Origin of the sequence: Spirillospora sp. NPDC046719, assembly GCF_040645715.1 — a bacterium.
GTDB lineage: Bacteria > Actinomycetota > Actinomycetes > Streptosporangiales > Streptosporangiaceae > Spirillospora.
Genome location: NZ_JBEYYT010000231.1, coordinates 1 through 14565 on the forward strand (window position 1 = coordinate 1; position 14565 = coordinate 14565).

Consider the following 14565-nt stretch of genomic DNA (forward strand, 5'->3'; position numbering starts at 1 on the left):
GACGCGGCCGCCGCGCTGGTCGCGTGCGCGCGGCTGTGGGACGACCGGGAGCGGCCGGCGCTGACGCGGGACGACCTGATGGAGATGGGCGCCGAGCTCGGCAGCGACGTGCCGTTCGCGCTGCTCGGCGGGACCGCGATCGGCGTGGGGCGGGGCGAGCGCCTCACCCCGGCGCTGACCCGCGGCACCTTCCACTGGGTGTTCGCGGCGGCGGACGGCGGCCTGTCGACGCCCGAGGTCTACGCCGAGTGCGACCGGCTGCGGGAGGCGGCGGGGGAGAGCGCCCCGCGGCCGTCCGTCGCGGAGGACCTGATGACGGCGCTCGCGACCGGTGACGCGAAGGCGCTCGGCGCCGCGCTCGCCAACGACCTGCAGCCCGCCGCGCTGGAGCTGCGGCCGTCGCTGGCCCGCACCCTGAACGCCGGGCGGGACCTCGGCGCGATCGGCGCGCTGGTGTCCGGGTCGGGCCCGACCTGCGCGTTCCTCGCCGAGACCGACGAGGACGCCGCCGACCTCGCCGCGGCGCTGGACGGCGCGGGGGTGGCCGAGCAGATCGTCCGGGCGCAGGGCCCGGTGCCCGGCGCGACCGTGCTCTGACCCCGGCGGGGCGGCGGCGCGTTCCTCGTCGGGACGTGCCGGTAGCGTCACGGTGTGTGCTCTCGGCACACAAGCGAACTCCGCGCGCCTCGGCGGCGTCCTGATCAATGACGCCGATTCCGCGACGAGGTGGAGCGATGACGTACCTGACGGGGCTGCTGGGGCTGGTGGCCGTCCTGATGATGGCGACTCTCGCCGTCCGGGCCGTCCGCCGCGACCGCGCGATCCGCCGCGACGCCCCCGACGCGGCGATCTCCTCCCGCCGTCCCCCGCTACGCTGAGGCCAGGCGGGCGCTCCGGCGCGCCACGCGTGCCCGCACGCGCCCGCGCCGCGTCCCCCGAACTCAGGAAGCCGTATGGCCGCCCTCTCGCTGCTGATCGTCCTGGCCCTCCTCGTGCTCGCCGGCCTGGCCGTGCTGGTCGTCGTGATCGTCTCCGTGAGCGCCCGGAAGCGCGGCTCGGACTCGGCGTACCGCCCGCCCGGCGCCCCGTATCCGCCGAACGCCCCGTATCCGCCGAACCCGCAGTTCCCGCCGCAGCCGCCCTACGGGCAGCCGGGGCAGCCGGGGCCGCAGGGCCCGCCCGCCCCGCCCCAGGGCTGACCGCACGGGCGGTGCGCACGGGGCAATAGGCTGGACGGCGTCGTGAATCTGATCAACGTTGAGAACGTCGCGAAGGCGTACGGGCCGAAGCCGCTGCTGGACGCGGTGTCCCTCGGGCTGGACGAGGGCGACCGGGTCGGGGTCGTCGGCCGCAACGGCGGCGGCAAGAGCACGCTGGTGCAGGTCCTGGCGCGCGAGGTCGAGCCGGACGCGGGCCGCGTCACGCACGCGCGGGGCCTGCGCCTGGGGTACCTGACGCAGCGGGACGTGTTCCCGGAGGGCGCCACGGTCAGGTCGGTGGTGCTGGGGGACCGCGCCGAGCACGAGTGGGCGGGCGACACCCGGGCCCGCGACGTCCTGGCCGGGCTGCTCGCCGACGTCGACCTGGACGCGCCGCTGGCCGGGATGTCCGGCGGGGAGCGGCGCCGGATCGCGCTGGCGCGGCTGCTCGTCCCCGAGTCGGACCTGCTGATGCTGGACGAGCCGACCAACCACCTCGACATCGAGGCGATCGCGTGGCTGGCCCGGCACCTGAAGGACCGCCGGGTCGCGCTGCTCATCGTCACGCACGACCGCTGGTTCCTCGACGAGGTCACCGACCGCACGTGGGAGGTCGTGGACGGCCGCGTCGAGCGGTACGAGGGCGGCTACTCCGCCTACGTGCTGGCGAAGGCGGAGCGGTCCCGGATCGCGGCGGCGACGGAGGCCAAGCGGCAGAACCTGCTGCGCAAGGAGCTGGCGTGGCTGCGGCGCGGCCCGCAGGCCCGCACGTCCAAGCCGAAGTTCCGGGTGGACGCGGCGCAGGCGCTGATCGCCGACGAGCCGCCGCTGCGCGACTCGGTGGAGCTGACGACGTTCGCGACGGCGCGGCTCGGCAAGACCGTGTACGACATCGAGGACGTCACCGTGCGGGTCGGCGACGACGGCCGCGACATCTTCGAGCGGATGACGTGGCGGCTCGGCCCCGGTGACCGGGTGGGGCTCGTCGGCGTCAACGGCAGCGGCAAGAGCACGCTGCTGCGGCTGCTGGACGGCTCGGTCACGCCGGTGTCGGGGAAGGTCGTGCGGGGCAGGACCGTCCAGCTCGCGCACCTGTCGCAGAACCTGGAGGAGCTGGACCCGTCCCGGCGGGTGCTGGAGTCGGTGGAGGAGATCCGCCGCCGCATCACGGTCGGGAAGCGGGAGTGGACGGCGAGCCAGCTGCTGGAGCGGCTCGGGTTCGCCGGGGACCGGCAGTGGACGCCCGTCGGGGACCTGTCGGGCGGTGAACGGCGCCGCCTGCAGGTGCTCCGGCTGCTGATGGGCGAGCCGAACGTGCTGCTACTCGACGAGCCGACGAACGACCTCGACATCGAGACGCTCACCGAGCTGGAGGACCTGCTGGACGGCTGGCCCGGCACCCTCGTCGTCGTCAGCCACGACCGGTACTTCCTGGAGCGCATCACCGACCACGTGGTGGCGCTGCTCGGCGACGGGCGGGTGTCGATGCTGCCGGGCGGGGTCGACGAGTACCTGGAGCGCCGCGCCGCCGGAACGGCCCTGACCCGGACGGCCCAGGCGCGCGCGCAGGAGGCGCCCGCCGCCGCGCCGCCGAAGCCGAAGGGCGGGCAGGACTGGAAGGTCCGCAAGGAGCTGGACCGGCTCGAACGCCGCCTGGAGAAGCTGTCCGGCCAGGAGGCGGAGCTGCACGAGCAGCTGGCCGCGCACGCCACCGACTTCGTCAGGCTCCAGGAGCTGGACGGGCGGCTGAAGGAGATCCAGGCGGAGGCGGCCCGGGTCGAGGAGGAGTGGCTGATGCTCGCCGAGGACGTCGACTGAGACCTCGGATCGTCCGGACCCCTGGTGCTCGGCGTCCGGAATCGCCATGATCCGACAATGACGACTTGGATCGTGAAGATCGACGACGCGCCGGGGGACGGTCCGCGGCTCGCGGTGAAGGACGCCATCGACGTGGCCGGGCTGCCCACCACGGCGGGCAGCCGGGCGGTGGCCGAGCGCGCCGCGCCGGCGGCGGCGGACGCGCCCGTTGTCGCGTCAGCGCGCGCGCAGGGCGCCCGCATCGTCGGGAAGGCCAACCTCACCGAGTTCTGCCTGGGCGCCGACGGCGTCAACCCGTGGTCGGGCACGCCGGTGAACCCCCTGGACCCGTCGCGGGTGCCGGGCGGGTCGTCCAGCGGGTCGGCGGTCGCGGTCGCGAGCGGGGAGGCGGACGTCGCCTTCGGCACCGACACCGCGGGGTCCGTGCGGATCCCGGCGGCGTGCTGCGGGATCGCGTCGCTGAAGACGACCCACGGGCGCGTCCCGCTGGACGGCGTCTATCCGCTCTCCCCGACGCTCGACACCGTCGGGCCGATGGGCCGCGACGTCGCCGCCGTCGTCACCGGCATGCGGCTGATCGAGCCGGGCTTCGCCCCGGACGCCTACGACCCCGGCATGACGGTCGGGCGGCTCCGCGTCCCGAACGTGGACCCGGCGATCGACGCGGCCGTGGACGACGCGCTCCGCCGGCTCGGCCCGATCACCGACGAGACCTGCGAGCACTTCCAGGACGCGGCGCTCGCGAACGGCGTGTTCGTCGGGGAGGAGGCGTACGCGCGGAACGGCGGGCTGCTCGGCGACCCGTCCAAGGTGAGCGAGCGGATGTACCGGCGGCTCAACGTGCTGAAGGAGGCCGCGGCGGGCAGGCGCCCGTGGGCCGAGCAGCTCCAGAAGACGGTCCGGGCGGAGTTCGACGCGCTGCTGGACCGGCACGGCGTGCTCGCGCTGCCGGTGCTGGCCGGGGTCGCGCCGGAGCCGCCGGGCGGCGATGACGACCTGCTGCTGACGATGCTCACCGGGCCGGTCAACGTGGCGGGGCTGCCGGCGTTCGCGCTGCCCGTCCCGCTGCCGGGCTCGCACCTCCCCGCGTCCGTGCAGCTGATCGGCCCGGCGGGCGGCGAGGAGCGGCTCTGCGCCGTCGCCGCCGCACTGGAAGAGGCGCTCGCCTGAGGCGGGTACCAGCGGCCGGAGCCCCTTCCTGCGGAGATCACGCGTCGAAGGGGATCAGGAGGGTGCGGAGCAGGACGGCCAGGGTCTCGCGCTGCTCGGGCGTGAGGGCCTCCAGGATGGCCTGCTCGCGGCCCAGCAGGTCGGCGAACGCGGCGTCCACGCGCGTCAGGCCCGCCTCGGTGAGGCGGACCTGGACGCCGCGCTTGTCCTGCGGGTCGGGGTGCCGCTCGACCAGGCCGGCGGCGGCGAGCCGGTCGATGCGGTTGGTCATGGTGCCGGACGTCACCAGCGTCGCGCGCAGCAGCTGCCCCGGGCTGAGCTGGTAGGGGGAGCCGGCCCGGCGCAGCGCGGTGAGGACGTCGAACTCCCACGACTCCACCTGGTGGGCGGCGAACACGGCGCGGCGGGCGCGGTCGAGGTGCCGGGCCAGCCGGGACACCCGGCTGAGGACCTGCAGCGGCCGGACGTCCAGGTCCGGGCGCTCGGCCTGCCACGCGGCGACCAGCCGGTCGACCTCATCCTCCATGCCGCAAGCCTAACCTGTCTTGATATCGAGGGACCTGCGGCCGGTCGCCACTAGCCGAACAGGGTTCGCTCGACGTGCTGGGTGTCGGCGTACTCCTTCACCGAGACGATCCTCCCGTCCCGGACCACGTAGATCCCGGCGCACCGGTTGTCGTAGATCCTGCCCGACCGGGTGATCCCCTTCGCCGTCCACTCGGCCAGCACCTGGTCGCCCTCGGCGATCACGTTGACCAGCGCCACCTCCGGCGCGGTGCCCGGCTTGAACAGGCCGCCGGTCGCGGCCCCGAGGAAGTCGTCCACGATGGCGTCCCGGCCCTTCCAGGTGCCGCTCAGCGGCAGGTCGCCGGGGTAGGTCCAGGTCGCGTCCTCGGCGAAGCTCTCCCTGATCGTCGCCAGGTCCCCGTCGGCGACGGCCCGGACGTAGCGGACCACGACGTCCTTCGGGGTCGTCCCGGTCCCGGCGGTCTTCTGGGTCTCGGTGCTCATCTCGGTCTCCTTGCTTTCAGTGGTCGGTGCTCTCAGCGGTCGATGGTGAGGACGGCGTTGCCGCGGACGCGGCGTTCGCGCAGGTCGGCGAGGACGGCGGCGGTCTCCGCCCAGTCGGCGGACCGCCCGATCTCCGGGTGCAGCCGCCCGCCGGCGACGAGCCGGACCAGCACGGCCAGGTCGTCGGCGTTCGCGGTGTCGGCGTCCTCGTAGTGGAAGTGCCGGATGGTCGCCGACTCCGGGCCGTCGAAGAACCGGAAGAAGTCGAGCGTCACGGGCGTCCGGGACGCCTGCCCGAACCAGATCAGCGTGCCGCGGCGCCGCAGCCGCGCCAGCGCGTCCGGGAACGCCCGGCCGCCGGTCGACTCCAGCACCAGGTCGAACGGGCCCTCCGCGGACGCCGCGTCCGGCACCACCGTCGCGCCGAACTCCGCCAGCCGCCGCCCGCGCTCCGGCGTCGCCGACACCGCGGTGACCTCCGCGCCCGCCGCGGCGGCCAGCTCGGTGACGTAGTGCCCCACGCCGCCGGACGCCCCCGTGAGCAGGACCGTCCGTCCCGCGAGCGGCCCGGCGGCGCGCAGCAGCCGCAGCGCGGTGAGGCCCGCCAGCGGCAGCGCCGCCGCCGTCTCCACCGGCACCGAGGCGGGCAGCTCCGCGAGCGACCCGGCCGGCACCGCCGCGTACTCGGCCCAGCCCGCCGACGGCGGATGCCCGACGACCCGCGTCCCGCACGCCGGGCCCGACCCGTCGGCCGCCGCCTGGACGACCAGGCCCGCGACGTCCTTGCCGGGACGCCAGCCGGGCCGGTCGCCCTCCAGCTGGAACGTCTCGCCGCGGTTGACCGAGAACGCCGCCACCTTCACCAGCGCCTCGTCCGGGCGCGGCTCCGGCTCGTCGACGTCGGCGAACGCGACCGCCTCCCGCGCGTCGCCGGTCGGCACGAGTGCCTTCACGATCCCTCCTCGCGTCCCTGCCCCGGTGACCCCTCACCGGTGCGGTGGACCCAGTGGACCGCACCCCGAACACCCCGGTCCAACAGCCATTGAGCAGGAACGACAACCGCCGGTTGTCGCCCCTTGTCCACCGGTCGGTGGACGGGAGGTTCAGCCGGTCGGGGCTCATGCCGGAGGGGGCCGCGGCGCGAGCATTTCGGGCATGAGAGATCTTCCTGTGCGCATGGCCCGGTGGAGCGCCGGGCACCCCTGGCGGGCGATCGCCGGCTGGTTCCTGTTCGTCGCGCTGTGCCTCGGCATCGGCATCTCGGTCGGCGGGCACGCGGCGACCAGCGCCGACTTCCGGATCGGCGAGGCCGGACGCGCCGAGGCGATGGCCGCCCGCGGCGGCCTGGAGCAGAAGCCGGCCGAGCAGGTGCTGATCACGGCGAAGCCCGGCGCGGGCCGCCTGGACGCGGCGCAGGCGGACGCCGCCGCCCGCGACGCCGCGGCCCGGATGGCGCGGCTGCCCGAGGTCGCGTCGGTGTCCCCGCCGATCCGCGCGGCGGACGGGACGGCGGTCCGCGTCCAGGTCACGATGCGGGGCCCCGAGCTGGAGGGCAAGAAGCACGTCGCGCCGCTGATCGCGCAGACCGCGCAGGTCCAGGCCGCGCACCCCGGGGGGCGGGTCGAGGAGACGGGCGGCCCGTCGGTCAGCAAGGGCGTCGACCACCTGCGCGGGCAGGACCTGTCGCGGACCGAGGTGATCGCGCTGCCCGTCACGCTGGTCACGCTGCTGGTCGTGTTCGGGTCGGTGGCGCTGGCCGTGGTGCCGCTGCTGCTCGCGCTGTCCTCGATCGCCGCGGCCGTCGGGCTGTCGATGCTGGCCTCGCACGTCTTCCCGGACGCGGGCGTCGGCACCAACGTCATCCTGCTCATCGGCATGGCCGTCGGCGTCGACTACACGCTCTTCTACCTGAAGCGGGAGCGCGAGGAGCGCGCCCGGTCGGGCGGCCGGCTGTCGCCCGCCGCCGTCGTGGAACTGGCCGCCGCCACGTCCGGGCGGGCCGTGGTCGTCTCCGGCATCGCCGTCGCCGTCTCCAGCGCCACGCTGTACCTCGCCGACGACGTGATCTTCTCCTCCATCGCGACCGGCGCGATCGTCGTCACCGTCGTCGCCGTCCTCAGCTCCCTGACCGTCCTGCCGGCGCTGCTCGCCAAGCTCGGCCAGTGGGCGGAGAGCCGCCGGGAGCGCCGGATCCGGCGCGGCAAGCGGGTGCGCGGGACGCGCTCCGAGTCCGGCGGGCGGATCACCCGCGCCCTGCTGCGGCCGACCGGAAAGCACCCCGCCGCCACGCTGGCCGTCGGCCTGCTGGTCATGCTCGCGCTCACCGCGCCGCTCCTCGGCATGAAGCTCACCGACATGGGCCGCGAGACCCATCCCCGCACCATCCCGGCGATGCAGGTCTACGACCGGCTCAACGCCGCGTTCCCCGAGCTCAAGGCCATGCACCAGGTCGTCGTGGAGGCCGGCCCGGCGCGCCGGGCGGAGGTGGCGGACGCGCTGCGCGACCTCGGCCGCCGCGCGCAGCACGACCCGCGCATGTCCGGGACGTCCCGGCTCCGCGTCTCGCAGGACGGCCGGACCAGCCTGCTGGAACTGCCCGTCCCGCACTACGTCAGCGACCCGGCCGCCGTCGCGTCCCTGAAGAGCGTCCGCGACGACTACGTCCCCGCCACGGTCGGCAGGCTGCCCGGCGTCAAGGTCGCCGTCACCGGCGACGTCGCCCGCTACGCCGACTACCCCGACCATCAGAAGCAGAAGATGCCGCTCATCATTGCGTCGCTGCTGCTGGTCACCTTCGGGATGACGGTGTGGGCGTTCCGGTCCGTGGTCCTCGGCGCGGTCGGCGTGCTGCTGAACCTGCTGTCGGCCGGCGCCGCACTCGGCCTGCTCGTCCTGACGTTCCAGGAGACGTGGGCGGAGGGCCTGCTCGGCTTCACCTCCACCGGGACGATCGGCTCCCGCGTCCCGCTGTTCCTGTTCGTGATCCTGTTCGGCCTGTCCATGGACTACCAGGTCTTCGTGATCAGCCGGATCCGGGAGGCGCGGCTCGCCGGCGCCTCCACCCGCACCGCCGTCCTCGACGGCATCGGACGCTCCGCCGGCGTCGTCACCAGCGCCGCGTTCGTCATGGTGACCGTCTTCGCCAGCTTCATCCCGCTGCACATCATCGAGATGAAGCAGATGGGCTTCGCGCTCGCCGTGGCGGTGCTGGTGGACGCGTTCGTCATCCGCATCGTGGTGCTGCCCGCCCTGATGCTGCTGCTCGGCGAACGGACCTGGTGGCCGTCCCGGCCGGCGCCCGCCGCCGTCTCGGCGCCCGCCCCCGCGAAAGTAGGCTGACCGGCGTGACTCCGCCCACTCCCGAAGTAGCGGGCTTCCTGCAACGGCGGCTAAGCCGCCGTACAGCGGACCAGCCCGGCCCGATGGAGAACGTTCAAGGCCCCGACGTGGTCGGCGTCAGCGGTCAATCCGCACGCGGTGCACTCGAATCTGGTTCGCGTGGGGCGGTTCTCCCTGGCCACGTGTCCGCAACCTCCGGCGGAGGGCGGGCAGGTGCGAGAGGTATTGCGGGCATTCACCAGGATCACGCGGCGACCGGCGCTTTCAGCCTTGTCCGCCAGGATTCCCAGGAACAGCCCCCAACCCGCGTCCAGGATGCTTCGGTTCAGACCCGCTTTGGCGGCGGCCCCGTTGGGCAGGAACGCCCCTTCTTGTTCCGGGTCGGGTATAGGAGTGGGCGCCTTGGTCATGCCCGCGGCGTTGAGGTCCTCGTACACGATGACGTCGTGGTCGCGTACGAGTTTCAAGGCGGTCTTGTGATGGTGGTCCAGACGCTGCCGCCGGATCTTGGTGTACAACTTGGCGACCTTGCGCGCCGCTGCGCGATGTCTCTTCGTTCGACGCTTCGTGTTCTTGGGGAAGGCGTCCAGGTGGCGTTGCGCGGCGGCGAGCGCCTCGGCCATCGATGCCAGGAAGCGCGGGTTGTGGACGTGCTCGCCGTCGGACGTGGTGAGCAGGTGCGTCACACCCATGTCGATGCCGACGACGGACCGGGTGCACGGCAGCGGCTCCACCGGGACGTCGTCGCAGGCCAAGATCACGAACCAGCGGCGGCCTTCCCGCTTCACGCTGATCGTCTTCACGCGTCCCCGGACCGGGCGGTGCTGGTGCACCCGGATGTGCCCGACGCCTTGCAGGCGGACTCGGGTGTGGAGGTCGTGCGGGGTGGAGCCCCAGCGGCAGCCGTCGCCGTCCCGGGGGAACTCGACCGTGTCGAAGTGCCCGACGCCTTTGAACCGCGGGTGGCCGGGCGCCTGCCCGGCCTTGACACGGCGGTAGAACGCCTCGAACGCCTTGTTCAACCGGCGCAATGTGGCCTGCTGGGAGGAGAACGACCAGCGCCCCTGACGCTCGGGATCAAACGTGCGGATCTCCTTGAGTTGAGCGGATTGGTCTCCGTAGCGGATCCTGGTCTTGGACGGGTGCCGGTAGGCGTCCCGGCGTTCCTGCAACGCGGCGTTGTAGAGCGACCGGTGGTCGGCGAGCATCTCTCGCAAAGCCTGCTCTTGGCGGACTGTGGGACGGAGAAGGAATTTGAAAGCCCGTCTCACCGCCGATCCCCCCTTTTCGGAAGGGTGGTCAACGGACGGGAACACCTGGTCGGTGTTGGTCTCCGTGCCACTAGCCGCCACCACCGTTCAACTGCCTTCTCTCCCGGACGGTCCAGGAGTGCCGCACCCTGGGATAGTGCCCGGCCCAGACAACGCCACCACTCTAGACACGCTCCGTGTGCACTCGTGTACAAAATGGGAAGGATCGGTGTGACCGAAGGTCGAGCGGCGCTTCGCACGAGCGCCGGAAAGGCGGTCCCCCGACTAACCAACGGCACGGATTCTGTCGCGGGAAGCTGCTGATGGAGCGACGGCCACAGCACGACGACCGGCTCCAGGCACGGGCGCTGCGCCGCTGGTACACCGCCCTGTGGATCTGCTTCGGCCTCGTCCCGCCGGGCATCGCCGCCTGGGACCGCAGCGAGGGGATCCGGTCCGGGACGCTCGCGCTGCTGGCCCTGCTCGCCGTCTGCCATCCGATCACCGGGACGTTCCCGGGGAACGCGGCCGTCCGCCGGTACACGTTCCTCGGCGTGCTGACCGCCGGCATCGGCGCGGTGTCCTACCTCGCGGACGGCACCGCGTCCCTGCTGATCGTGTCCCTCCCGCACTTCTGGATCCAGGGCGGCGGCCCGCGGCGCGCGATCGCCCTCAGCGGCGCCGCGACCGCGGCCGCCGTCGCGGGCATGGCCGTCCAGAAGCACCCCGACGGGGCGCTCGTCACCGGCAACTCGGTCGCCGCCCTCACCGGCTACGCCGCGAGCATCCTCGTCGGGATCTGGATGACCCGCGTCGTCGACCGGCAGTCCGAGCGCGCCCGCCTCCTCGCCGCCGACCTGGAGGACGCCGAGCGGCGCCTCGCCGAGGCGCAGCGCCGCCAGGGCGCCGCCGACGAGCGGGAGCGGCTCGCCCGCGAGATCCACGACACCCTCGCGCAGGGCCTGGCGTCCATCGTCGTGCTCGCCGAGGCCGCCCGCGCGGGCATCGGCACCGACCCGGAGGCGAGCGCCCGGCAGCTGGCGTCCATCGAGCGGACCGCCCGCGAGAACCTCGCCGAGGCCCGCGTCCTCGTCGGCTCCGCACCGCGCGAGGGCGTCGCGGCCGGCTCCATCGCCGCGACCCTGCGCCGCACCCTCGACCGGTTCGCCGAGGACACCGGCCTCACCGTCGACGCCGACCTGCCCGACGTCCGCTGCGACCAGCCGACCCGCGTCGCGCTGCTGCGCTGCACCCAGGAGTCGCTCGCGAACGTCCGCAAGCACGCCGCCGCCACCACCGTCGGCGTCGTCCTCGCCGCGCATCCGCACGGCGTCGAGCTGGAGATCACCGACGACGGCCGCGGCTTCGCGCCCGGCGCCGCGCTCGGCGGGTTCGGGCTGGACGGGATGCGCCGCCGCCTCGCCGAGCTCGGCGGCCTGCTCACCGTCACCAGCGCCCCCGGCGAGGGCACCCGCGTCCTCGCCCTGCTTCCCCGCGAGAGCACCCCATGAACGGCGGCACCCCGTGAACGACCGCACCCCGAACGACGGCACGGTCCGCGTGATCCTCGTGGACGACCACACCGTGATGCGCGCCGGCGTGGCCGCGCTGCTGGCCGGCGAGCCCGGCATCGAGATCGTCGGCGAGGCGGGCGACGGCCGCGCGGCGGTCGGCCTCGCCGAGCGGCTCCGGCCCGACGTCGCGCTCGTCGACCTGCGGATGCCCGTGCTGGACGGGGTGTCCGCCACCACCGAGATCCTCGCCCGCCGCACCGGCACCCGCGTGCTGATCCTCACCACCTACGACACCGACGAGGAGATCGAGCGCGCCGTCGAGGCGGGCGCCGTCGGCTACCTGCTCAAGGACGCCACCCGCGAGCAGCTCGCCGACGCGGTGCGCGCCGCCGCGCGCGGCGAGACCGTCCTCGCCCCGCGCGTCGCGCAGCGGCTCGTCGCGCGGATGCGGCAGCCCGCGCCCGTCGCGCTCACCGCCCGGGAGGCGGAGGTGCTGAACGCGGTGGCGGACGGGCTGTCCAACGCCGAGATCGGGCGGCGGCTCGTCATCGCGGAGGCGACGGTGAAGACGCACCTGCTCCGCGTGTTCGCCAAGCTCGACGTCGGCGACCGCACCCGCGCGGTCGTCGTCGCGATGGAGCGCGGCCTGCTCAAGCGGTGAACGGGACCGGCCACAGCTCGGTCAGCGGAACCCCGATACCGGCCAGCATCCGGCGCAGGAGGGGCAGCGACAGGCCCATCACCGTGCCGGGATCGCCGTCGATCCCGTCGATGAACCAGGCCCCGCGCCCCTCCAGCGTGAACGCGCCCGCCATGTGCAGCGGCTCGCCCGTGGCGACGTACGCGGCGATCTCCTCGTCGGACGGGTCGCCGAACCGGATCCGGGTGCTCGCCACCTCCAGCGCGTCCCGCCCGGAGGCCGTGTCGACCACGCAGTGCCCGGTGTGCAGGACGCCGGTCACGCCGCGCCGCGCCCCCCACCACGCGGCGGCCTCTTCCGCCGACGCGGGCTTGCCGAACGCGCGCCCGTCCACCTCCAGCAGCGAGTCGCAGCCGATCACGATCGCGTCCGCGACGCCGTCCGCGACCGCGCCCGCCTTCTCCTTCGCCAGCGCGCGCGCCAGCCCCGCGACCGACCCGGCCGCGATCTTCGACTCATCGACGCCGCTGACGACGACCTGCGGGTCCGCGCCCGCCTCCCGCAGGATCCGCAACCGCGCCGTCGACGCCGACGCCAGCACCACCTTCCGCATCAGGCCACAGTAGCGATCAGCCGCGCGGCGTCGGGGGCCTGCCGGACGCCCGCCCGGTAGCACTCCGCCCACCGGCTCACGTCGCCCACGTCGCCGCCGAACGCCTCCAGCGCCGCGTCGTCCGGGACGATCCGCACGTCGCCCCCCGCGCCGTCCGACATGTGCGCGAGCGGTTCGATCAGCACGACCTTCGCCTCGTCCCGCGCCAGCCACGGCCACGCGCCGCCGCCGAACGCGCCGTCCATGTAGAGCCGCCCATCGATCTCGATCGGACGGGCGTGGCCCGGCGCCGCGCTGCTCGCCGCGACCGCCGCCGACAGCGGCACGCCGCTCGCCCGGTCCCAGACGACGGGCTCCCCGGACGCCACGTCCACCGCCGTGACCAGCAGCCGGCCCTCCGGCCACGTGTCCGTCCCGACCAGGAACTCCATTCGCTTGCGGTGCCATTCGGCGGGCAGCGCCTCGGCCTCCGCCGCCAGCCGTCCGACGCGGCGGCGCGCCTCGTCGGGCTCCAGCGCCGGATCGCGCATCAGCCCGAACATCCGCTCCATCTCCGCCGGATTCCGCGCGGGGCGCGGGCCGTTCGCCGGGGGCAGCTCCGCGACCGCCGCCAGGTCGCGGCCGGTCGCGATCATCGCCCCCGCGATCGCGCCCGCCGACGTGCCCACGATCGTCCCCGCGCCGGCCGGGTCGACCCCCGCCTCCCGCAGCCCCGCGGCGAGCCCGGCCAGCCACGCCGTCCCGACCGGCCCTCCAGGACCCAGCACCAGTCCCCAGCTCACGTGCCCACTCCCTCTCCGCCGGGCGCCGCGCCGGACCCTCCGCCGGACGCCGTGCCGCCGACGCTACGGAGCGCGCGCCGCGCCCGGCATCCGTCAGTCGACCGGTCCGGCGCGGCGGCGGACAAGATTCTTGACATCAAGATATGGGCGCGGCATCATGTCTCTTGATGTCGAGACAAGCTGAGGCCGTGTGGGACCCCGCGCAGTACGGGGTCTACGGCGACGAGCGCGCCAGGCCGTTCACCGAACTGGTCGGCCGGCTCGGACCGATCGAGCCCCGGCACGTCGTCGACCTCGGGTGCGGGAGCGGGGAGCTCACCGCGACCCTCGCGGGCCGCTGGCCCCGGGCGGTCGTGCGAGCCCTCGACTCTTCCCCCGAGATGATCGCCGCCGCCCGCGCCCACGCGATCCCCGGACGGCTCTCCTTCGACGTGGCCGACGTCGCCGACTGGCGGCCCGACGGCCCCGTCGACCTGATCGTCTCCAACGCCGTCCTGCAGTGGGTCCCCGGCCACCTCGACCTGCTGCCGCGCTGGGTCGACGCCCTCGCCCCCGGCGGGCGCCTCGCCTTCCAGGTCCCCGGCAACTTCGACGCGCCGAGCCACGTCCTGCTCCGCGAGCTGTGCCGCTCCCCGCGCTGGCGCGACCGCCTCGCCGGCACCGTCCGCGACGACCCCGTCCTCGACCCCGCCGGCTACCTCGACCGCCTCGCCCGCCACGGATGCGCCGTCGACGCCTGGGAGACCACCTACATGCAGGTCCTCAGCGGCGACGACCCCGTCCTCGAATGGGTGAAGGGCACCGCGCTGCGCCCCGTGCTGTCCGCGCTCCCGCCGGACGAGGCCGGCGAGTTCCTCGCCGCCTACCGGGACCGGCTCCGCGACGCCTACCCCCGCCGCTCCTACGGCACCGTCTTCCCGTTCAGGAGAGTGTTCGTGATCGCCACACGTCACGCCCCCTAGACGGGGTGCCGCCCGCCGGCCGAGGGAAGCGACTCGTTCCCCTGCGGTGTGCCAGCTCGGCCGGCGGGCGGCATCCAGGCCGCGCGGACGCGACCCGCACATGATCGCAGACCGCCCGGCCCGGCACCGAACCCCGGCTTCGCGACCCGATGCCGGCGACCCCTGCCGGGGGGCGGCCCCGCCCCAACCCGCGCGGCCCCCCCCGCGCGCGGGGGGGCGGGCCCCCCGGCCAACCCCCACGCCCCCCCCCCCCAGGGCGCCCCCCCC

Annotated in this window: 14 protein-coding genes and 1 pseudogene; 9 read left to right on the forward strand and 6 right to left on the reverse strand. The window is 74.5% G+C overall.

Translation table 11 applies throughout. The annotated features are described in order from the left end of the window. The 5 genes and pseudogenes from ABZ914_RS31455 to ABZ914_RS31475 form a co-directional block, all read left to right on the forward strand. Positions 1–597 (forward strand): annotated as a pseudogene (locus tag ABZ914_RS31455) (4-(cytidine 5'-diphospho)-2-C-methyl-D-erythritol kinase); the annotation flags it as partial. Positions 598–734: 137 nt separating this feature from the next. Beyond that, complete coding sequence (locus ABZ914_RS31460; RefSeq protein WP_190854563.1) at positions 735–878, forward strand: hypothetical protein; 144 nt, start codon at positions 735–737, stop codon at positions 876–878. Positions 879–953: 75 nt separating this feature from the next. Beyond that, positions 954–1199 carry a hypothetical protein gene (locus ABZ914_RS31465; protein WP_500197642.1) on the forward strand — a complete coding sequence of 82 codons (246 nt, stop codon included), beginning with the start codon at positions 954–956 and terminating at the stop codon, positions 1197–1199. 42 nt (positions 1200–1241) lie between these two features. Beyond that, complete coding sequence (locus ABZ914_RS31470) at positions 1242–3017, forward strand: ABC-F family ATP-binding cassette domain-containing protein (protein ID WP_500197644.1); 1776 nt, start codon at positions 1242–1244, stop codon at positions 3015–3017. Positions 3018–3074: 57 nt separating this feature from the next. Further along, complete coding sequence (locus ABZ914_RS31475; RefSeq protein WP_500197645.1) at positions 3075–4187, forward strand: amidase; 1113 nt, start codon at positions 3075–3077, stop codon at positions 4185–4187. A 37-nt stretch (positions 4188–4224) separates the two neighbouring features. On the opposite strand, the gene ABZ914_RS31480 is transcribed toward ABZ914_RS31475, so the two are convergent. Genes ABZ914_RS31480 through ABZ914_RS31490 form a run of 3 tightly spaced genes read right to left on the reverse strand, consistent with a single transcriptional unit; the run spans position 4225 to position 6151 of the window. Further along, positions 4225–4713, reverse strand: coding sequence for a MarR family winged helix-turn-helix transcriptional regulator (locus tag ABZ914_RS31480; protein WP_190854555.1), 489 nt, complete (start codon positions 4711–4713; stop codon positions 4225–4227). Between the two features lie 50 nt (positions 4714–4763). Beyond that, a complete protein-coding gene (locus tag ABZ914_RS31485; protein WP_500197647.1) occupies positions 4764–5198 on the reverse strand; it encodes a nuclear transport factor 2 family protein in 435 nt (144 codons plus the stop codon). A gap of 32 nt (positions 5199–5230) precedes the next feature. Beyond that, entirely contained in the window at positions 5231–6151 is a 921-nt protein-coding gene (locus ABZ914_RS31490) for a zinc-binding dehydrogenase (protein WP_433148083.1), read from the reverse strand. Between the two features lie 202 nt (positions 6152–6353). Here ABZ914_RS31490 and ABZ914_RS31495 point away from each other — a divergent pair, with 202 nt between their 5' ends. Then, positions 6354–8537 (forward strand): MMPL family transporter, encoded by a 2184-nt coding sequence (locus ABZ914_RS31495; protein WP_500197648.1) that lies wholly within the window; start codon positions 6354–6356, stop codon positions 8535–8537. Positions 8538–8587: 50 nt separating this feature from the next. Here the strand turns inward: ABZ914_RS31495 and ABZ914_RS31500 are convergent, their stop codons facing one another. Further along, positions 8588–9853, reverse strand: coding sequence for an RNA-guided endonuclease InsQ/TnpB family protein (locus ABZ914_RS31500; RefSeq protein WP_500197650.1), 1266 nt, complete (start codon positions 9851–9853; stop codon positions 8588–8590). Between the two features lie 257 nt (positions 9854–10110). On the opposite strand from ABZ914_RS31500, the gene ABZ914_RS31505 reads away from it, so the two are divergent. Together ABZ914_RS31505 and ABZ914_RS31510 are read left to right on the forward strand one after the other, a co-directional pair. Continuing rightward, complete coding sequence (locus ABZ914_RS31505) at positions 10111–11298, forward strand: sensor histidine kinase (protein WP_500197651.1); 1188 nt, start codon at positions 10111–10113, stop codon at positions 11296–11298. Positions 11299–11311: 13 nt separating this feature from the next. Next, positions 11312–11962, forward strand: coding sequence for a response regulator (locus ABZ914_RS31510; protein WP_387023095.1), 651 nt, complete (start codon positions 11312–11314; stop codon positions 11960–11962). Here the strand turns inward: ABZ914_RS31510 and ABZ914_RS31515 are convergent. Both ABZ914_RS31515 and ABZ914_RS31520 read right to left on the reverse strand, forming a co-directional pair. After that, entirely contained in the window at positions 11952–12554 is a 603-nt protein-coding gene (locus ABZ914_RS31515; RefSeq protein WP_500197653.1) for a Maf family protein, read from the reverse strand. The two genes, ABZ914_RS31510 and ABZ914_RS31515, sit on opposite strands and share 11 nt — an antisense overlap. Further along, positions 12554–13336, reverse strand: coding sequence for a patatin-like phospholipase family protein (locus ABZ914_RS31520; RefSeq protein WP_500197655.1), 783 nt, complete (start codon positions 13334–13336; stop codon positions 12554–12556). Before ABZ914_RS31520 ends, ABZ914_RS31515 begins: the two co-directional genes overlap by 1 nt. Before the next feature lie 167 nt (positions 13337–13503). On the opposite strand from ABZ914_RS31520, the gene ABZ914_RS31525 reads away from it, so the two are divergent. Further along, positions 13504–14298 carry a trans-aconitate 2-methyltransferase gene (locus tag ABZ914_RS31525; protein ID WP_500197656.1) on the forward strand — a complete coding sequence of 265 codons (795 nt, stop codon included), beginning with the start codon at positions 13504–13506 and terminating at the stop codon, positions 14296–14298. The last annotated feature ends 267 nt before the right edge of the window (positions 14299–14565 follow it).

What these genes read in the sequence shown, in the direction of transcription:
- ABZ914_RS31515 (WP_500197653.1), bottom strand. Translation starts at nt 12,554, where the DNA reads ATGCGGAAGGTGGTGCTGGCGTCGGCGTCGACGGCGCGGTTGCGGATC.
- ABZ914_RS31465 (WP_500197642.1), top strand. Translation starts at nt 954, where the DNA reads ATGGCCGCCCTCTCGCTGCTGATCGTCCTGGCCCTCCTCGTGCTCGCC.
- ABZ914_RS31525 (WP_500197656.1), top strand. Translation starts at nt 13,504, where the DNA reads ATGTCGAGACAAGCTGAGGCCGTGTGGGACCCCGCGCAGTACGGGGTC.
- ABZ914_RS31460 (WP_190854563.1), top strand. Translation starts at nt 735, where the DNA reads ATGACGTACCTGACGGGGCTGCTGGGGCTGGTGGCCGTCCTGATGATG.
- ABZ914_RS31495 (WP_500197648.1), top strand. Translation starts at nt 6,354, where the DNA reads ATGAGAGATCTTCCTGTGCGCATGGCCCGGTGGAGCGCCGGGCACCCC.
- ABZ914_RS31475 (WP_500197645.1), top strand. Translation starts at nt 3,075, where the DNA reads ATGACGACTTGGATCGTGAAGATCGACGACGCGCCGGGGGACGGTCCG.
- ABZ914_RS31480 (WP_190854555.1), bottom strand. Translation starts at nt 4,713, where the DNA reads ATGGAGGATGAGGTCGACCGGCTGGTCGCCGCGTGGCAGGCCGAGCGC.
- ABZ914_RS31505 (WP_500197651.1), top strand. Translation starts at nt 10,111, where the DNA reads ATGGAGCGACGGCCACAGCACGACGACCGGCTCCAGGCACGGGCGCTG.
- ABZ914_RS31485 (WP_500197647.1), bottom strand. Translation starts at nt 5,198, where the DNA reads ATGAGCACCGAGACCCAGAAGACCGCCGGGACCGGGACGACCCCGAAG.